This is a genomic window from Spongiactinospora gelatinilytica (assembly GCF_003236385.1).
Taxonomy (GTDB): domain Bacteria; phylum Actinomycetota; class Actinomycetes; order Streptosporangiales; family Streptosporangiaceae; genus Spongiactinospora; species Spongiactinospora gelatinilytica.
The window spans coordinates 1-18,924 of record NZ_POUA01000120.1 but is presented as its reverse complement, the minus strand read 5'-3'; the positions used below and the strand labels follow the sequence as shown (position 1 = coordinate 18,924).

Below are 18,924 nucleotides of genomic sequence, written 5' to 3'. Positions count from 1 at the left end.
CCGCCGAGCCGGGCGCGACGCCGGCCGCCACTCCACCGCCCGCCGAGCCGCCCGCCGCCGCACCGCAGCCCGCCGGGGCAGATCTTTCCGTGCGGATGACCTCCTACCCGAAGGTCGCCCAGCCGGGCCGCCCACTGGGCTACCGGATCGACGTCGGCAACGCGGGCCCCGGTCCCGCCGTACGCCCGGAGCTGCGGGTCCGGCTGCCGGAAGGGGTCAAAGTGCTCAGCGTGGACGTCGCCGAGTGCAAGCCCGGCACGGCCGGTCGGGCGAGTGAGATCGTCTGCTCCTCGGGGGCCGACGTGCTGAAGGGCGGGCACGGCACGCTCAGCGTGGTCGGGCAGGTCCCGGCGGACGCCAGGGGCGCGCTGCGCGCGGTGGCCACCATCGGGTCGCAGGCCGTGGACGGCGACGCCGCCGACAACACCGCCGAGGCGGTCAACCGGGTCGGCGAGGGCGCCGACCTCGCGGTGCGCCTGACCAGGCTGGGCGGCCGGCCCGCGCGGTCGTACGCCCGCGGATCGCGCCGCGCGCCGGTCGCCACGCCGGGGCGGCGGGCGCCCGGGGCCAGGGTACGCGCGGTGGTGATGAACCACGGGCCGCAGGCCGTGCGCGACGGGCAGCTTTTCGTCCGGGTGCGCGGAGCCCGGCTGGTCGCCTCCGAAGGGGCCAGGTGCGGGGCGCACGCCGGATACGTGGGCTGCCGGCTGCACGCCGTGCCGGTGGGCGGCGGCACGCGGGTGCTCATGGTCTTCGCGCCCGCCGCGAACGCCCGGCACGCCAGGCCGATGACGGCCGCCGCGATGGTCTACTCCGCCGTGCTCGGCGACCGCAGGCCGGACAACGGCAAGGCCCGCCTGCGCGTCCCGCTCACCTGAGCGGCCCCGTTCAGGCCGAGGTCAGCGCGGACCAGGCGTCGGAGACCATCGTGTGCAGGTCAGGGCGGTCCGGCTTCCAGCCGAGCTCGTCCTGGATGCGCTCCGCGGAGGCGACGAGCACGGCCGGGTCGCCAGGGCGGCGCGGGGCCGGCGTGACCGGGATGGGATGGCCGGTGACCTCGCGGCAGGCGGTGATGACCTCCAGGTTGGAAAAGCCGGTGCCGCTGCCCAGGTTGTAGATGGCGTGCCGGCCCTCCTGGCAGGCGTCCAGCGCGAGCAGGTGGGCATGGGCCAGGTCGGCGACGTGGATGTAGTCGCGGATGCACGTGCCGTCCGGCGTCGGGTAGTCGTCCCCGAACAGGCTGAGGGAGTCGCGCCTGCCGAGGGCGACGGCCAGGACGTTGGGGATGAGATGCGTCTCGGGGGAGTGGCGCTCGCGGTAGACGCGGCCGTCCGGGGCGGTGTAGGCGCCGGCGACGTTGAAGTAGCGCAGGCTGGTCGCACCGAGGCCGTGCAGGCGCGCGTAGACCGTGAGGGTGGTGTCCACGGCCAGCTTGGTGGCGCCGTAGGGGTTGGTCGGGCGGGTGGGGTCGGTCTCGCGCATCGGGGTGCGCTCCGGCTCGCCGTACGTCGCGGCGGTTGAGGAGAACACAATGCGCCGGACGCCCGCGACCCGCATGGCCTCAAGCAGCGCGAGCGTGCCGCCGAGGTTGGACTCCCAGTACAGCCCGGGGTTTTCCACCGACTCGCCGACCAGCGACTTGGCCGCGAAGTGGACCACGCCGTCGAAGCCCGCCCCGCGCAGCACCGCCCCCGCGTCGGTGATCGACCCCTCGACGAACCCGGCCCCCGCGGGCACGGCGTCGGCGTGGCCGGTGGACAGGTCGTCGAGCACGACCACTTCGTGGCCCGCCTCCAAGAGCTGGGCGGCGACGACGCTTCCGATATATCCCGCTCCGCCGGTGACCAGCAGCTTCACTACGTGCTCCCGTATGTCGGATTGTGGTGGAATCTGTTTGAGTTTGTACGGCTGGTGTGCCCAGCATACGCGCTTTCGTTCTCGGCCTGGCCCGAAGCGTCCGGGTACGCTGACACCTCACTGCCACTATCGGCCCGTGCGGAACCGGATGCCCGCGTGAACAATGTCGTCGCCAACATCGCGTTGGTGCTGGTCTTCATCCTCACCGGCGGCTTCTTCGCCGGTGCGGAGATCGCGCTCGTCTCCCTCCGGGAGAGCCAGATCAGCAAGATCAGTGAGAAGGGCCGGCGCGGCGCGAGGGTCGCCAGGCTGGCCAACGACCCCAACCGGTTCCTGTCCGCCGTGCAGATCGGCGTGACCGTGGCCACCATGCTCTCGGCCGCGTTCGGGGCCGACACGCTGGCCTCGGAGCTGGTGCCGGTGGTCGCCGGCTGGGGGGTGCCCGGCGGGATCGCCCCGCCGCTCGCGCTCGTCCTGGTCACGCTGGCCATCTCCTACGTTTCCCTGGTGCTGGGCGAACTGGCCCCCAAGAGGCTCGCGCTGCAACGCGCCGAGGGCCTGTCGCTGCTGGTGGCCCCGGTGCTGGACCGGCTGGCGGTGCTGTCCCGGCCGGTGATCTGGCTGCTGTCGAAGTCCACGGACCTGGTGGTCCGGCTGCTCGGCGGCAACCCCGAGACCGACCGGGAGGCGATGAGCACCGAGGAACTGCGCGACATCGTGGCCGGGCACCAGGAACTACCCCAGGACGAGCGGCAGCTCATCGTGGAGGTCTTCGCGGCGGGCAAGCGGCAGCTTCGCGAGGTGATGCGGCCGCGCACCGAGGTGGAGTTCATGTCGGCGGACACCACGCTGGCCGAGGCCGCCGTGCTGGCCGCCACGATGCCGCACTCCCGCTTTCCGGTCTTTCGCGAGTCCTATGACAACGTGCTGGGGTTCGTCCACGTCAGGGACCTGCTCGATCCGGTGCTCACCGGCCGTACCGAGCCGATCAGTGATCTGGTGGCGATCCGGCCGGTCAAGATGGTCCCGGCCACCAAGCGGGTGCTGCCCACGCTGTCGGAGATGCGCGACGAGGGTCACCACCTGGCCATGGTCGTGGACGAGTACGGCGGCACGGCCGGCATCGTCACCCTCGAAGACCTGGTCGAGGAGCTGATCGGCGACATCAGGGACGAGTACGACGTCGAGGACGACCAGGCAGTGCGGCTGCCCGCCGGGGAGATCGAGATGGACGGCCTGGCCAACCTCGACGACGTCGCCGAGGAGACCGGCATCCGGCTGCCGCGCGGGCCGTACGAGACGCTGGGCGGGTTCATGATGGCGGCGCTCGGGCACGTGCCCGAGCACGGCGACGTGGTCGACTTCCTGGGGTTCCAGCTCGCCGTCACCGAGATGGACGGCAGGCGGGTGGCGAGGGTCCGCATCACCCGCCGCCTGATGGCCGGGCCCGAGCCGCCGCCGCCCGCGCAGGAGGGGGAGGCGGGGCCTGTCGAGTCGCAGGAAGGCACGGAGAACTGACAGAATCGGGGGCTATGGCACGTCCTCGCGTACTCTCCGGCATCCAGCCCACGGCAGACTCCTTCCACCTGGGCAACTACCTGGGTGCGGTCCGTCAGTGGGTGACCATGCAGGAGACCTATGACGCGTTCTACTGCGTCGTGGACCTGCACGCGATCACCGTCCCGCACGACCCGGCCGAGCTGCGCCGCCGTTCGCGCGTGGCCGCCGCCCAGTTGCTGGCCGCCGGGCTCGACCCGGAGCGCTGCACGGTGTTCGTGCAGAGCCACGTTCCCGAGCACGCCGAGCTGGCCTGGGTGCTCAACTGCCTGACCGGCATGGGCGAGGCCGGGCGGATGACCCAGTTCAAGGACAAGTCGGCCAAACAGGGCGAGAGCGCGGCCAGCGTCGGGCTGTTCACGTACCCGATCCTCCAGGCCGCCGACATCCTGCTCTACCAGGCCGACCGCGTTCCGGTGGGGGCCGACCAGAAGCAGCACCTGGAGTTGACCCGCGACCTCGGCCAGCGGTTCAACCACCGGTTCGGCGAGACGTTCACGCTGCCCCAGCCGCACATCCTCAAGGAGGTCGAGAAGATCACCGACCTCCAGGACCCGACGGCGAAGATGTCCAAGTCCTCCTCCAGCCCCCAGGGCATCCTCGACGTGCTGGAGGCCCCGGGCACGCTGCGCAAGAAGGTCATGCGGGCGGTGACCGACACCGGCACCGACGTGCTGGCCGACGACGACAACAAGCCGGGCGTCACCAACCTGCTGCGCATCCAGTCGGCGCTGACCGGCACGCCCATCCCCGAGCTGGAGGCCCGCTACGCCGGGCAGGGCTACGGCACCTTCAAGAAGGACGTGGCGGAGGCCGTGGTGGAGGCGTTCTCGCCGATCCGCGAGCGCACCGAGAAGCTGCTGGCCAACGAGGCCGAGCTGGACCGGCTGCTGGCCATCGGGGCCGAGCGCGCGGGCGCGGTGGCCCGCGGCACGATGGCCACGGTCCGCGACCGCATCGGGTTCCTGCCCCGCGCCTGACGCGCTCTTGTCACCGACCTTGCGCCTGACCTCGTGCGGGGTGGGTAGGGCCTGGTCATGGGCGGTCTGGTAGAGCGCGTGTCGGCGCGCGTGGCGGCGGTGCGGGAGCGTGGGAGCGGGGCGCTGCGGCGCTTCAGGGTCAGGTGGGCGTGGCTCGACCACCTGATCCGCACCGTGCAGCGCTACCAGGTCACCTCGGCCGACCGGCTGGCGGGCGCGGTGACCTACTTCGCCTTCCTGTCCTTCTTCCCGCTCATCGCGCTGGCGTTCGCGCTGCTCGGGTACGTCGTGACGGTCAGCCCGAACGCCCAGCACACGCTCCAGCGGGCCATCGAGGAGCAGTTGCCCGGCCTGGCCGGGCAGCTCAGCCTCCAGGACGTCAGCCAGGCCCGGGTCGGCGCGGGGATCATCGGTCTGCTGGGCCTGCTCTATTCCGGGCTCGGCGCGGTGGACGCGCTTCGCGAGGCGCTGCGCGAGGTCTGGCTGACCACCCGGCCCCCGCTCAACTTCTTCCTGGCCAAGCTGCGCGACCTGGTGGCGCTCGCGCTGGTCGGGGCGACGCTGCTGATCTCGGTGGGCGTCGGCGGCGCGGCCACCGGGGCCACCGCGACGGTGGCGGACTGGACGGGCCTGGCCCATTCGCCGGCCGGGCACGCCGGGGTGTGGGTGGCCGGTGTGGTGGTGAGCGTGGCCGCTGACATGCTGGTCTTCTTGGTGGTGCTCGGCTGGCTGGCCGAGGCGTCCCAGCCGCTCGGGGTGCTGCTGCGCGGCTCACTGCTCGGCGCGGTCGCGTTCGGGCTGCTCAAGCAGGTCGCCACGCTGGTGCTGGCGAGCACGCTGCGCAACCCGGTCTACGGCACGTTCGCGGTCGTCGTCGGGCTGCTGGTGTGGATCAACCTGTCCGGCCGGATCGTCCTGTACGCCGCGGCGTGGACGGCGACGGCCCAGATGGGCCCGCCGCCCGAACCGACCCCCGTGCCCTCCAACACCACCGCCCGCCGTACTTCCTCGGCCTGAACGGCGGGCTCTGGCTCAGCCTGAACGGCGGGCCCGGCGACGTCCCCTGGCGCGGCGCTCCAGCCCGTACAGCACCCAGGCCAGCCCGCCGATCAGGCCCACCCCGATCACCACCAGCATGGTCGTGTCCTGGCGTCCCTTGGGGGCGGCCACGGGCGCGGCGGCGGGCGTCTGCGGCCCCGGGGCCCCGGCCCGCGCGTCCACCGGCTTGGTGGGCACCACCTCCGGCAGCGGCTCGACCAGTTCCCCGACCGGGGTCACCTTGCCGCGCGCGGCGAACCCCCAGTCCAGCAGTTCGCCCACCTCCTCCCAGAACGACCCCTCGTGCCGCATGACCACGACGATGATCGTGTGCGCGCCGCGCCGGGCGGCCCCGACGAAGCTGCCCTGGGCCTTGGTGGTCCAGCCGTTCTTGATTCCGATCATGCCCCGGTACTTGCCGAGCAGCCGGTTGTGGTTGGAGATCTCGTAGTGCTTGCCCTTGGGGGCGGGGAAGTCGGCGGTCCGCGTGCTCACGTACCTGCGGAAGTCGGCGTTGGCCAGCCCGGCGCGGGCGATCAGCGCCAGGTCGTAGGCGGAGCTGCGCTGGCCGGGCTGGTCCAGCCCGCTCGGCGTCTTGGCCACGGTGTCGCGCGCCTGGAGGCGGCGGGCCACGGAGTTCATCTCGGCCATGGTCTCGCCGAGGCTCCCATTGGCCTCGGCGAGCGCCATCGCCGCGTCGTTGCCCGAGGACATCATCAGCGCCAGGAACAGGTCCTCGACCCGGTAGCTGCCCTTGACGTGCAGGCCGACCGCGCTGCCCTCCTGGTTACAGGCATTGCGGCTGGGCTTGATCCTGGCGTCCTTGTCCAATTTGGGGATCAGCGTGAGCGCGGTGAGGGTCTTCAGCGTGCTCGCCGGGCGGTAGTGCCCGTGCGGGTCCTTGGCGGCGAGGACCTGACCGGTGGTCGCGTCGGCGACCACATAGGCGCTGGCCTTGCTCTTGGGCGGGGGCGCGAGGCCGGGCGGCAGCGACTCGGGCAGCACGATGCCGCGCCCGCCGAGTAGCCGCCCGCCGACCGGCTGGGCGGCCCCGGCCGCACCGGCCTCCGGCTCGGGCTCGGCGGTCGCGGGTACGGCCTGCGGACCCGGTCTCTGGTAAGCGGTGGTCGCCGTGGCCACGCCGCTCTGGACGGTCGTGGCCAGGATCGCCGTGACCAGCAGTGCGGCGGCTGATTTCAGGTGATCTGTCCGCATATTGAGCCCAGCGTATCTTCTGCGCGGAATTGCATGTGACATCACTTCCCAGTGCGTCCGGTGGACTACCTGGTGTACGCCACGCTTGATACTGAGCACATGCAAATGTCACGAAGGATCGCCGCATTTCTCCTGGTGGTTGCCGCTTTCATGATCTTTGAGTGGATCAATCTTGGCTTCAACCTCGCGGACGGCCACGCCACCGCATTCTATGTGGTCCACGGCATCCTGATCGGCGTCAACATCCTCATCGCGCTGGCTCTGGGCGTCATCGGCTGGCGGGCGCTGCGCCGCCGGTGAGCAGTCCGATGGTGGCCCGGAACAGCTCCTCGGCCTGCTCCCGGGAGTCGCCGATGCTGGTGAAGCCGAGCTTGCCGTGCTCGGGTACCGCGCCGAGCAGGTGCAGCACGTTCCCGGTACGGCCGGCCCGGTCGAACCCCAGCCCGGCCCGCTCCAGCATCGCGACCACCTCGCCCGCCGAGCGGCCCCGCAACCAGGGCGAGGAGCAGTTGTCCGTCGCCACGTAGTACTTCGGCCGCCCTCCGGCCACCAGCGTCCCGGCCCCGGGGTCGTAGGAGGCCCCGGTGGTGAGCAGCGCCGCGCCGAAGGGGTGCGTGGTGCCGCCGAACCTCAGGTTGATCTCGCACAGCAGCGCGCCGTACCCGCCGTCGGTCTTCAGCGCGAAGAAGTCCATCCCGAGCAGGCCCACCACGCCGCGCTCGGCCAGCACCCGCGCGACCCGGCGGGCGCACTCGCCGACCTGCCGCCGGTAGAGGTCGCGGGCCGGGAAGGTGCAGCCCTGGTAGACGTCGGAGTTCGCGCCGCCGAACACCTGGTCGTGGGTGGCCACCACGTCGAAACGGCCGTCCGGGGTGATCTGGGCCAGCGCGCTGGGGTGGTACATCGGCCGGTGCTCGATGAACTCCTCGATCACCGCGCCCCGCTCGGAGATCTTGCGGGCGAAGCTCTCCCAGGTCTCCCCGGCGGCGGAGAAGACGGTCGGCGACTCGGTGAGGGCCATGCCCGGCGTGCCGGCCACCACCGCGTTGCCGAGCCCGGAGTAACCGTCGTTGAGCTTGACGATCAGCCGGTCGCCCGCCCGGAGCGCGCGGGCGGCCCGCTCGGCGTCCGGCAGCGAGTACAGGTCGCCCGCGCCGCGCGCCATCGGCACCCCGGCCTGCGCGCCGATCGCCCGCCCGCCGCTCTTGGAGCCGAGGTGGGCCAGCTTCGCGGGCGGCCCGTACACGGGCAGGCCCAGCATGTCGGCCAGCCGCTCCTCGTACTCGCTCACCGCGAACGGCACCAGCCAGGCGTCCGCGCCGGGGCCGACGATCTCGCGCAGCCGCCCGACCAGGTCGCTCCTCCCGACGACGGTCCTGGTCAGTGGCTGCGCGCCGGGCTCGCCGGTACTGATCATGTGCAGCCGGGCGCGGGCTCTCGCCGGGTCCTCCAGGAACCCCAGGTAGTACTCGACGATCTCCTCGTCCACCGGCCGGGAGGACAGGTACACCACGCGCACCCCGGGCCGCCGGAGGGTCAGCAGCAGGAAGAGCAGGCGTTCCTCGTAGGAGGTGATCCCGGTGATGCCGCGTAACTCGTCCTGGGGGAGGGACAGGGAGGGCACGACCACCAAGGTCCCTTCGCCGGGTCGGAAGATGCTGAGCCGCGCATGCTTCTCCGCGAAAGGGATATTCGCCATCACAAGCGGAGTTAAGCATGCATTTCTCCAAGTGCCATGAGCCGACGAGGTGCGATCAACCGCACCAGAAGGTGACCGTAATCAGGAGGTCGGCGGGAGTTTAGGACGGTGCGGAACGGGTGCCGGAGTAGTGGGGAAGGGCTATGGGACGTGGTTCGTTCGGGTGGTTCGGTGGGGATCCTCACGGAGAGCCACCATGGGGGGATACAGTCGAGTCATCACCTGCGCGCACGTCGGCATTCGTTTTCTGGAGGGCCGGGCGGGCAGGTTCACGGGGCGGCGGCCGGGTGATCGAAACCGGCGGACCACTGGAAATTGATTTGTATCGCGGCGTCCTTCCCGACGACGCCGCGTGGAAATAGGACGGTGACCGATGCGGGGACGGGACCTGCGAGGGGAACTCGACGCGTTCCTCGCCCAGGCTGAGCCAGGGCTCATCGACCTCCGGCGCGACCTGCACATGCACCCGGAGTTGGCGTTCGCCGAATACCGCACCACCGAGCGGATAGCGGCCCGGCTGAGCGAGGCCGGGCTGGTGCCCGCCGTGCTCCCCAAGGGGACCGGGCTGATCTGCGAGGTCGGCGACGGCGACGGGCCGACCGTCGCGCTGCGCGCCGACATCGACGCCTTGGCGCTCGCCGACGAGAAGGACGTCCCCTACCGCTCCACCGTGGCCGGGGTGTGCCACGCCTGCGGGCACGACGTGCACACCACGATCCTGCTGGGCACCGCGCTGTTCCTGGCCGGGCAGGCGGCGGCGGGGCTGCTGCCCGGGCGGGTACGGATGATCTTCCAGCCCGCCGAGGAGCTGCCCGGCGGCGCGCTGGAGGTGCTGGCCGCGGGCGGCCTGACCGGCGTCGGCCGGATCTTCGGCCTGCACTGCGACCCCAGGGTCGACGTCGGGCACGTCGGCCTGCGGGCCGGCGCGATCACCTCGGCCTGCGACAAGGTGAAGATCAGGGTCAAGGGCCCCGGCGGCCACACCGCCCGCCCGCACCTCACCGCCGACCTGGTGTTCGGCCTGGCCAAGATCCTCACCGAGCTGCCCGCCGCGCTGTCCCGGCGGGTCGATCCGCGCTCCTCGCTCAGCCTGGTCTGGGGACGGGTCGCGGCCGGATCGGTGGCCAACGCGATCCCCGACGACGGCGTAGCCGAGGGCACCGTGCGCTGCCTGGACGAGGCCGCCTGGCACACCGCGCCCGACCTGATCAAGGCGCTGCTGGAGCCGGTGGCGGGCCTGTACGGCATCGAGACCGAGCTTGACTACATCCGCGGCGTCCCCCCGGTGGTCAACGACGAGGACAGCGTGAAGCTGCTGCGCGAGGCGGCCGAGCAGGCGCTCGGCCGGGGCTCTGTGGTCCCGACCGAGCAGAGCCTCGGCGGCGAAGACTTCGGCTGGTACCTGGAGTCGGCCCCCGGCGCGTACGCCCGGCTCGGTGTGCGCGAGCCGGGCACCGCCGTCCGCCGGGACATCCACCAGGGCACCTTCGACGTGGACGAGAGCTGCATCGGCCTCGGCGTGCGGTTCATGGCCGCGACCGCCCTCACCGCGCTGTGGGAGGGCGGTCTTCCCGGCGGCGGGCCGCAGGTCGCCGAGGCCGTCCGGGCCTGAGCCCGGTGCTCAGAACCTCCCGGTCACCGGCAGCGTGACCGTGCTCTTGCCCGGCCACACCGTGACCCGCGTCCCCGCCGGATAGCGCAGGGTGTAGTCGCGGTCGGTGGACAACAGCACCACGCCGATCCGGTGACCGGCCTTGAAGATGTGGTCCTGGGCCTGGAAGTCCCACCGGAAGTCGTGCGCCCTGCCCGGCCGTACCGGATCGGTGCGGTCGGGGCGGTGGCGGTTGCGCACGTCGAGCCAGCCCCGGCTGACGATCTTGAACGGCGCCTCCACCGTGACGTGCTCACGGGTGATCAGGCACCCGATGTCGCCGGGGACGCTCTCGCCGTAGCAGTACTGCTGCCCCGTCGTGCGCAGTGCACCCGTGGCCCGCACGTCGGTGCCATAGTCCACCAGCAGCGCCGTCAGGTACGGCGAGCGCCCGCCGTCCAGCGCCGCCCTGACCTTGATCGTCGGCGTCCCGGACAGCCGCACGTCCCTGCGCAGCACCGGGGTCGCGTAGGCCAGCCGGTTGGGGTCGGCCGCGTCCGGATCGGCGGCGAGCTGTTCGGCCGTGCGGGTCTTCTGGTCCACGAACGACTCGGCGGCCCGCGCCGGCTTGAGCGGGATCGTCACCGGGCGGGTGCCCGGCAGCGGCCAGGACGCGTGCCGTCCCCACTGCCCCGCCGCGTACTCCACGTCGGCCTGCGGCTCCCGCATGATCCCGTTCCGGACTCCGTGCAGCCAGTGATCGAACCAGGAGTGCAACTGGCGCAGCCACTCCTCGGTGCGGAAGCTGAACGGGTTGGTGTGCGCGCCCTGGGTCAGCCAGATCTTGCGCGGCACACCGCGCTCGGCCAGCGCGTCCCACCACTGGGCGGCGTGCTTGGTCTTGACGTTCCAGTCGTTCAGCCCGTGGACCAGGAACACGCTGGCCCGGACCTTGCGCACGTCGTTGAGGTAGTTGCGGGCGTCCCAGAAGCGGCTGTAGTCGCCGGTGACCCGATCCTGGTCGGCCTCGATGCGGTCCATCAGCGCCCCGCACGCCTGCTGGCCGTCCGCTCTGGTCAGTACCGTCCTGGCCAGGACGTCGGCGTCCTCGCCCTGGAAGCCGCCGGGGGCCAGCACGCCGCCGTTGGCGCGGTAGTAGTCGTACCAGGAGGAGATCGCGGCGATCGGCACGATCGTCTTCAGGCCGGGCACGCCGGTCGAGGCGACCGCGTTGGGCAGCGTGCCGTTGTAGGAGACGCCGATCATGCCGACGGCTCCGGTGGACCAGGTGGCGCGGACCGACTCGCCGTTCGCGTCGAAGCCGCGGGCCCGGCCGTTCAGCCAGTCGATCGCGGCCTTGGGACCGAGCGTCTCGTTGCGGTCGCCGGTGGTCGGGCAGCCGGTGGCCCGGCCGCTGCCGACGTTCTCCACAAGGGCGATGGCGTACCCGCGTGGGACGAAGTAGTTGTCGTAGTAACCGTCGAACGCCACGGCCCGCGTCGCGCCGATGCTGTCGAGCAGGTCGGCCCGGTTGCGCGCGATCAGCCCGGCGGCGTCCTGGTTCTCCTCGTCGATGTCCACATTGTGGTTGGGGATGTTGTTGAGCGGGGCGTAGTAGGGGCTCGCCTCCATGATGACGGGCACCTTCAGCCCCTGCTCGGTCTCCTTGGGCCGCATGATGTCCACCGCGACCCGGTCCGCCCGGCCGTCGGCGTCACTGTCCACGCCGGCGACCTCGACGTAGACGGTCTGGGTGATGGCGTCGGCGCGGGAGAAGACCGGTTGGGTCGCCCCGTTCTCGACCTTGATCGCCGGGGTGCCGGCGTGCGCGGGGGGCGGCGCGGCCCCCAGGAGTAACAGGGCCAGCGGTACGGTCAGTGCCTTCCAGCCACGCATGGGTGCTCCTCTGGATGAGGTCGTCGCGAGTGTGTCGCGAGGCTTACGTGTGGAATGTCCTGCATGATCAGGGCGCTGGCAAGATCCCCGCCGAGCTGTCTGGTCACAGTCGCGCCTGAGGTCGATAACGGAGCGGTTTCGTTGCTGTTCACCGCTATTACCTGTGCGTGTGAGCAACTATGGTCCGGGCAGGGTCGCCGTGCGCGGCGTCGCACGCGCGACGAACGGACGGCGGGGAATTTGGAGGAACGACCTTGCTCCGCATCAGATTCGGCAAGCCGGCCCTGGGTGCGCTGGCCGGTGCCCTGCTTCTCGCCATTTCCGCCTGTGGCGGCGGTGGCGGGGGCGGTGGCGATGCCGCGAACACCGGCGCGTCCGGCTCGGGGGCCGCGACGTCCGATCTCAAGGTCGGGCTCGCGTTCGACATCGGCGGCCGGGGGGACAAGTCCTTTAACGATTCTGCGTACGCGGGTCTCATGCGCGCCAAGGACGAGCTGAAGGCCGAGGTCAAGGACCTCAGCCCGGTGGGCGACGGCTCCAACCGCGGCGAACTCCTCCGCCGGCTCGCGGGCGCCGGTTTCAACCCGATCATCGGGGTCGGCTTCGCCTACGCCGGCGACGTGGAGACCGTCGCCAAGGAATACCCCGACGTGCAGTTCGCGATCGTGGACGCCCCCTCCAGCGGCCCCAACGTCACCGGGCTGACCTTCGCCGAGCACGAGGGCTCCTATCTCGCGGGCGTGGCCGCGGCGCTGAAGTCCAAGAGCGGGCACCTCGGCTTCGTCGGCGGCGTGGAAAGCGACCTGATCCGGAAGTTCGAGGCGGGCTTCGTCAAGGGCGCGAAGGACACCAAGCCGGACATCAAGATCGACAGTAAGTATCTCACCCCGGACGGCGACTTCAAGGGATTCAAGGCCCCTGACAAGGGCAAAACCGCCGCAGAGAAGATGTTCGAGGACGGCGCGGACATCGTCTACCACGCCGCGGGCGACTCCGGGCTCGGCGTCTTCCAGGCCGCCGCGGCGGCCGGCGCGGGCAAGTGGGCCATCGGCGTCGACTCCGACCAGGCCCAGACCGTCAAGGACGCCGCCCTCCAGAAGATCATCATGACCTCGATGATCAAGCGGGTGGACAACGGCGTCTTCGAGTTCGTCAAGTCGGCCCAGGGCGGCGCCAAGGGCGGCAAGACCATCTCCTACGACCTCAAGCTGGAGGGCGTCGGCCTCGCCACCACGGGCGACCACATCTCCGACGTGCAGGACAAGGTGGACGAGGCGAAGAAGAAGATCATCAGCGGCGAGATCAAGGTTCCGGACAAGCCGTGAGATCGTTCCCGCCGGAATCGGGTATTCCGAGCGGGAAGGCGACCGAGGGCCCGGGGCGCGGGCCGGTGTGCTCCGCTCCCCGGGCCTCGCGCTACCCCGTCCCCTGGGGAGCGTTCGCACCTGCCCTGGAGATGGCATCGTGACCGACACCCTGGCCCCGACGCGGCCCCCCGCGGTCGAACTCGCGGGCATCACCAAGCGCTTTCCCGGCGTCGTGGCCAACCACGACGTCGAGGTGACGGTGGCGCCCGGCACCGTCCACGCCATCGTGGGCGAGAACGGCGCGGGCAAGTCCACCCTGATGAAGATCCTCTACGGCATGCAGCGCCCCGACAAGGGCAGCATCCGGATCAACGGCGAGGTCGCCGACTTCCGCACCCCGGCCGACGCCATCGCGGCCGGCATCGGCATGGTCCACCAGCACTTCATGCTGGCCGACAACTTCACCGTGCTGGAGAACATCATCCTCGGCGCGGAGCCGGCCAAGGCCGGCCGGCTGGACCGCAAGGCCGCCCGCGCCCGGATCACCGCACTGTCCGGTGCCCACGGCCTGCGCGTCGATCCCGACCGCCTGGTGGAAGACCTCGGCGTCGGCGACCGCCAGCGGGTGGAGATCCTCAAGGTCCTCTATCGGGGCGCGCGCATCCTCATCCTCGACGAGCCCACGGCGGTGCTGGTGCCGCAGGAGGTCGAGGAGCTGTTCGGCAACCTGCGCGAACTGGTGGCCGAAGGGCTCACCGTGATCTTCATCTCGCACAAGCTGGACGAGGTGCTGCGGGTCGCCGACGCGATCACGGTGATTCGACGCGGCACCACCGTGGCCAGCGTCACGCCCGGCGAGGTCACGGCCGGGCGGCTCGCCGAACTGATGATCGGCAGCGAGCTGCCCACTCCCGAGACCCGCGAGTCGACGGTCACCGACACGGTGCTGCTGAAGGTCTCCGGGCTGACCCTCGACCAGCCGGACCGCCGCCGCCTCCTGGACGACGTCTCCTTCGAGATCCACCGGGGCGAGATCGTCGGCCTGGCCGGAGTGGAGGGCAACGGCCAGTCCGAGCTGATCGAGGCCATCATGGGCATCCGGCACGCCACCGGCGCCATCACGCTCGACGGCGTCGACATGGGCGGCTGGCCGACCCGCCGGCGCAGGGAGGCCGGCATCGGCTACATCCCCGAGGACCGACACCGCCAGGGGCTGCTGCTTGAGGCGTCGCTGTGGGAGAACCGCGTGCTCGGCCACCAGACCGTGCGGCCGGCCCGCAAGGGCATCTGGATCGACCGCAAGGCGGCCCGGGAGGACACGGCGCGGATCGCGGAGAAGTACGACGTGCGCGCGCCCGGCGTGGACACCCTCGCCCTGGCCCTGTCCGGGGGCAACCAGCAGAAGCTCATCGTCGGGCGGGAGATGAGCGGGGAGCCCAAACTGCTCATCGCCGCCCATCCCACCCGAGGGGTCGACATCGGGGCGCAGGCCGTCATCTGGGACCACCTGCGCGACGCGCGCGCGGCCGGGCTCGCCGTACTGCTGATCTCGGCCGACCTGGAGGAGCTGATCGGCCTGTCCGACACCTTGCACGTCATCCTGCGGGGCCGCCTGGTCGCCCGGCTCGACCCCGGCGACCTCACCCCCGAACGGCTCGGCTCGCACATGACCGGCGCCGCCGCCGAGCCTGACGAGGCGGGGGCGTCGTGATCGGGGCGGCACTGCGGCGGACGCTGATCACCGCGGCAGGCGTGGTGGTGGCCGTACTGATCGCCTTCGCCGTCTCCAGCATCGCGATCCGCGTGGCCGGGGCCGACCCCTTCGCCGCGATCGCGGCCATGTTCGACTTCGGCGTGCGGCCGATCGACCAGGTGGACAGCGTCACCTATTGGATCAACCGGTCGGTGGCGCTGTTCATCGCCGGGCTGGCGGTGGCCGTCGGCTTCCGGATGAACCTCTTCAACATCGGCGTCGAGGGCCAGTACCGGATGGCCGCCCTGGTGTCGGCCTTCGTCGGCGGCCAGGTACTGCTGCCGGCGCCGATCCACCTCACTGTGATCATCGTGGTCGCGATGGCGGCCGGCGGCCTCTACGCGCTCGTCCCCGCGCTGCTCAAGGTGTATCGCGGGGTCAACGAGGTGATCTCCACGATCATGCTCAACTTCGTCGCCATCGGCCTCGCCGCCTACCTGGTGCGCGGGCCGTTCAGCGGCCGGCGCGAAGCGGGCCGGCTCGCCACCGCGACACCGGAACTGCCGCCCTCCGGCCACTTCCCCGACGCGAACTTCCTGATCACCATGTTCGGCCTGCCCGCCCCGCGCGGCGCCGGGCTCTACGGCTTCATCGGGGTCGCGCTGGTGGCCGGCCTGGTGATCTGGCTGCTGCTCGAACGCACCAGGTTCGGCTTCGAGGTCAAGGCCAGCGGCATGAACAGCGACGCCGCGGTGGCCTCCGGTGTCGATCCCCGGCGCATGGTGATCTCGGCCATGGTGCTGTCCGGCATGGTCGCCGGGCTCATCGGCCTGCCGGAGATCATGGGCCGTAACCACAACTACGGCACCAGCTTCACCGCCGGGCTCGGATTCCTCGGCATCGCGGTGGCGCTCCTCGGCCGCAACAAGCCGGTCGGCATCGCGCTGGCCGCCCTGCTGTTCGGGTTCTTGGACCGGGCGGGCACGCCGCTCCAGTTCGACGGGATCCCGCCCGCCGTCGTCGAGATCATCCAGGGAACGATCGTGCTGATGGTCGTCATCGTCAACGAGGTCACCCGGCGGATCGTGCTGCGCTGGGAGGAACGCAGAGCCGCCGCCCGGCTCGGCGAGGTGCCCGCGGGGGCCGCGGCATGACCGCGACCGCCTCCGTGGCGAGCGTGGGCGCCCGCCGGGTGCGCCGCTACCACCTGACGCTGCTCGGCATCGCCCTGCTGATCGTGCTGCTCTCCCTGGTCAGGATGCTGACCGGCGACAACGACCTGACCTCCTCCGGCACCTTCGCCGCCGCCCTCGGCTATGCCGTACCGATCGGCCTGGCCGGGCTCGGCGGGCTGTGGGCCGAACGCGCCGGGGTGGTCAACATCGGCCTTGAGGGCATGATGGTGCTCGGCACCTGGTGCGCCGGCTACGCCGGCTACCTCTACGGCCCGGTCGCCGCCCTGGCCGCGGGCCTTCTGGGCGGCGCGATCGGCGGCCTGGTCCACGCCGTGGCCACGGTGACCTTCGGCGTGGACCACATCGTCAGCGGCGTGGCGATCAACGTGCTGGGGCCGGGCGTCACCCGCTTCCTGTCCGAGGTCCTCTACCGTGACGACAGCGCGGCGGCCGAACTCGGCGGCGGCACCACGACCTCGCCCACCATGCGCGGGCAGACCCCCGACTTCAGCCTGCCGCTGCTGTCGGACGGCCCCGACTGGCTGAAGAGACTGGAGGACACGCACTGGTTCGTGCTGTCCGACCTCGCGGGCGTGCTCGGCGGCCTCACCCGGGACGTGGGCGTACTGATCATCCTGGCCGTGGCGCTGGTTCCGATCTCCTACCTGGTGCTCTGGCACACGCCGTTCGGGCTGCGGCTGCGCGCCTGCGGCGAGAACCCGCACGCGGCCGACTCGCTCGGGGTGCGGGTGTACCGGACCAAGTACATCGCGGTGATCATCTCCGGGGCGCTGGCCGGGCTGGGCGGGGTGTTCCTCGTCTTCGTCACCACCAAGTACGTCGAGGGTCAGACGAACGGGCGCGGCTTCATCGGCCTGGCCGCGATGATCTTCGGCAACTGGCGGCCCGGGATGCTGGCCGGCGGCGCCTCACTGTTCGGCTACGCCGACGGCCTGCAACTGCGCAGCTCGCAGTCGGTCACCGGGCTGTTCCTGTTCGGCGCGCTGCTGCTGCTCTGCTACGCGGCGCTGCGCATCCGCCGCGACCTCACGGCGCAGGTGCCGTCCGGGGGCTCGCGTTCGTATACGGTCGTGGCGGTGAGCGCGCTCGGCGCGGCGATCTTCTTCTGGCTCTGGCTGACCGTGGAGACGCTGCCCAACGAGTTCGTGTTCATCACGCCGCACGTACTGACGCTGCTGGTGCTCTCGGTGGCCGCGCAGCGGCTGCGGATGCCCAAGGCGGACGGCCTGCGTTACCGCAGGGGAGAGGAACGCTGACGTTGGCCGTGATGGACGTGGTGGATGTGGTGGATTGGGCGGCGCTGCGGGAGGCGGCCGTCGAGGCGATGGGACGGGCGTACGCGCCGTACTCCAAGTTCCCCGTGGGCGCGGCCGGCCTGGTCGCCGACGGCAGGATCGTGACCGGCTGCAACGTCGAGAACGCCTCCTACGGCCTCAGCCTGTGCGCCGAGTGCGGGCTGGTGTCCGCCCTGCACGCCACGGGCGGTGGCCGGCTCGTCGCGTTCACCTGCGTGGCCGGTCACGGTGAGCTGCTGATGCCGTGCGGGCGCTGCCGCCAGTTGCTCTACGAGCACGGGGGCGGCGACCTGCTCGTGGACACCACCGCCGGGCCCAAGCCGATGGCGGAGCTGCTGCCGTCCCCCTTCGGCCCCGGCGACCTGAACCGGGGGGCCTGACGTGGACGCCATCGAGGTCATCACCACCAAACGGGACGGCGGCGAACTCTCCACCGCGCAGATCGACTGGGTGATCGACGCCTACACGCGGGGCGTGGTCGCCGAGGAGCAGATGTCGGCGCTGGCCATGGCCATCCTGCTGAACGGCATGGGCCGGCGGGAGATCGCCGACTGGACCCGCGCGATGATCGAGTCCGGGGAGCGGATGGACTGGTCCGCGCTCGACCGGCCCACCACCGACAAGCACTCCACGGGCGGGGTGGGCGACAAGATCACCCTGCCGCTCGCGCCGCTGGTCGCGGCGTGCGGGGCGTACGTACCGCAGCTTTCCGGGCGCGGGCTCGGCCACACCGGCGGCACCCTGGACAAGCTGGAGTCGATCCCGGGGTGGCGGGCGTCGCTGTCGGGGGCGGAGATGCTGGGCGTCCTGCGGGAGGCGGGCGCGGTGGTCTGCGCGGCCGGCAGCGGCCTGGTTCCCGCCGACCACCGCCTCTACGCGCTGCGCGACGTGACCGGCACCGTCGAGTCGATCCCGCTGATCGCGTCGTCCATCATGTCCAAGAAGATCGCCGAGGGCACCGGGGCGCTGGTGCTGGACGTGAAGGTCGGCTCGGGGGCGTTCATGAAGACCCCTGAGCGCGCCGCCGAACTCGCCCGCACGATGGTCGAACTGGGCGCGGACGCGGGCGTGCGCACGGTGGCCCTGCTCACGGCCATGGACCGGCCGCTGGGGCACGCGGTGGGCAACGCCCTGGAGGTCGCCGAGGCCATCGAGGTCCTGTCGGGCGGCGGTCCGGCCGACGTGGTGGAACTGACCGTACGCCTAGCCCGCGAAATGCTGTCCGCGTCGGGCGCGCGTGGCGGCAAGGATCCGGCGGACGAGCTGAAGGGCGGCTCGGCCATGGACGCCTGGCGGCGCATGATCACCGCCCAGGGCGGCGACCCGGACGCCCCGCTGCCCACCGCCGCCGAGACCCACACCATCACCGCCCCGGCCTCGGGGGTGCTGTCCCGCCTCGACGCGTACGCGGTGGGGCTGGCCGCCTGGCGCCTCGGCGCGGGCCGGGAACGCAGGGAGGACCCGGTGTCGCACGGCGCGGGGATCGTCCTGCACGCCAAGCCGGGCGACACGGTACACGCGGGCGGCCCGCTGATGACCCTGCACGCGGACGACCCGTCCCGCTTCCCCCGCGCCACCGAGGCCCTACACACCGCCTACC

16 protein-coding genes are annotated in these 18,924 nt (G+C 71.5%); 12 read left to right on the top strand and 4 right to left on the bottom strand.

What is annotated here, in order from left to right; all coding sequences use genetic code 11:
- Positions 1-878 (top strand): DUF11 domain-containing protein (locus C1I98_RS41465; RefSeq protein WP_233507928.1); only part of this gene is annotated, 878 nt, incomplete at its 5' end.
- A gap of 10 nt (positions 879-888) precedes the next feature.
- On the opposite strand, the gene galE is transcribed toward C1I98_RS41465, so the two are convergent.
- Positions 889-1,857 (bottom strand): UDP-glucose 4-epimerase GalE, encoded by a 969-nt coding sequence (gene galE, locus C1I98_RS16905; RefSeq protein WP_111168412.1) that lies wholly within the window; start codon positions 1,855-1,857, stop codon positions 889-891.
- Between the two features lie 156 nt (positions 1,858-2,013).
- Here galE and C1I98_RS16900 point away from each other — a divergent pair, with 156 nt between their 5' ends.
- Genes C1I98_RS16900 through C1I98_RS16890 form a run of 3 tightly spaced genes read left to right on the top strand, consistent with a single transcriptional unit; the run spans position 2,014 to position 5,411 of the window.
- Positions 2,014-3,375, top strand: a complete 1,362-nt coding sequence (locus tag C1I98_RS16900; RefSeq protein WP_111168411.1) for a hemolysin family protein — start codon at positions 2,014-2,016, stop codon at positions 3,373-3,375.
- A gap of 14 nt (positions 3,376-3,389) precedes the next feature.
- A complete protein-coding gene (gene trpS, locus C1I98_RS16895) occupies positions 3,390-4,394 on the top strand; it encodes a tryptophan--tRNA ligase (RefSeq protein ID WP_111168410.1) in 1,005 nt (334 codons plus the stop codon).
- Positions 4,395-4,451: 57 nt separating this feature from the next.
- Complete coding sequence (locus tag C1I98_RS16890) at positions 4,452-5,411, top strand: YihY/virulence factor BrkB family protein (RefSeq protein ID WP_111168409.1); 960 nt, start codon at positions 4,452-4,454, stop codon at positions 5,409-5,411.
- A 15-nt stretch (positions 5,412-5,426) separates the two neighbouring features.
- Here C1I98_RS16890 and C1I98_RS16885 read toward each other — a convergent pair whose 3' ends face one another.
- On the bottom strand, positions 5,427-6,647 hold the full coding sequence (locus C1I98_RS16885) for a D-alanyl-D-alanine carboxypeptidase family protein (protein ID WP_111168408.1): 1,221 nt from the start codon (positions 6,645-6,647) through the stop codon (positions 5,427-5,429).
- 60 nt (positions 6,648-6,707) lie between these two features.
- Here C1I98_RS16885 and C1I98_RS16880 point away from each other — a divergent pair, with 60 nt between their 5' ends.
- Positions 6,708-6,947, top strand: a complete 240-nt coding sequence (locus C1I98_RS16880; protein ID WP_233507927.1) for an SCO4848 family membrane protein — start codon at positions 6,708-6,710, stop codon at positions 6,945-6,947.
- Here the strand turns inward: C1I98_RS16880 and C1I98_RS16875 are convergent.
- A complete protein-coding gene (locus tag C1I98_RS16875; RefSeq protein WP_233507926.1) occupies positions 6,916-8,277 on the bottom strand; it encodes a peptide ligase PGM1-related protein in 1,362 nt (453 codons plus the stop codon). The genes C1I98_RS16880 and C1I98_RS16875 overlap by 32 nt on opposite strands.
- A gap of 442 nt (positions 8,278-8,719) precedes the next feature.
- Between C1I98_RS16875 and C1I98_RS16870 the strand changes: the two genes are divergently transcribed.
- Positions 8,720-9,958, top strand: a complete 1,239-nt coding sequence (locus tag C1I98_RS16870; protein ID WP_111168406.1) for an amidohydrolase — start codon at positions 8,720-8,722, stop codon at positions 9,956-9,958.
- 9 nt (positions 9,959-9,967) lie between these two features.
- On the opposite strand, the gene C1I98_RS16865 is transcribed toward C1I98_RS16870, so the two are convergent.
- Complete coding sequence (locus C1I98_RS16865) at positions 9,968-11,833, bottom strand: Xaa-Pro dipeptidyl-peptidase (RefSeq protein ID WP_111168405.1); 1,866 nt, start codon at positions 11,831-11,833, stop codon at positions 9,968-9,970.
- Between the two features lie 254 nt (positions 11,834-12,087).
- Here C1I98_RS16865 and C1I98_RS16860 point away from each other — a divergent pair, with 254 nt between their 5' ends.
- The 6 genes from C1I98_RS16860 to C1I98_RS16835 all read left to right on the top strand — a co-directional run.
- Positions 12,088-13,158: a BMP family lipoprotein gene (locus tag C1I98_RS16860; protein ID WP_111168404.1), complete on the top strand. Its 1,071-nt coding sequence runs from the start codon at positions 12,088-12,090 to the stop codon at positions 13,156-13,158.
- A gap of 136 nt (positions 13,159-13,294) precedes the next feature.
- Entirely contained in the window at positions 13,295-14,851 is a 1,557-nt protein-coding gene (locus C1I98_RS16855; RefSeq protein WP_111168415.1) for an ABC transporter ATP-binding protein, read from the top strand.
- On the top strand, positions 14,848-15,987 hold the full coding sequence (locus C1I98_RS16850; protein ID WP_233507925.1) for an ABC transporter permease: 1,140 nt from the start codon (positions 14,848-14,850) through the stop codon (positions 15,985-15,987). Before C1I98_RS16855 ends, C1I98_RS16850 begins: the two co-directional genes overlap by 4 nt.
- The gene (locus tag C1I98_RS16845; RefSeq protein WP_111168403.1) at positions 15,984-17,285 is read left to right on the top strand and encodes an ABC transporter permease; all 1,302 of its coding nucleotides are present in this window, start codon (positions 15,984-15,986) and stop codon (positions 17,283-17,285) included. The genes C1I98_RS16850 and C1I98_RS16845 overlap by 4 nt, the downstream gene beginning before the upstream one ends.
- An 11-nt stretch (positions 17,286-17,296) precedes the next feature.
- Positions 17,297-17,704, top strand: a complete 408-nt coding sequence (locus tag C1I98_RS16840; protein WP_111168414.1) for a cytidine deaminase — start codon at positions 17,297-17,299, stop codon at positions 17,702-17,704.
- A gap of 1 nt (position 17,705) precedes the next feature.
- A partial coding sequence (locus C1I98_RS16835; protein ID WP_111168402.1) for a thymidine phosphorylase occupies positions 17,706-18,924 on the top strand: 1,219 nt, incomplete at its 3' end.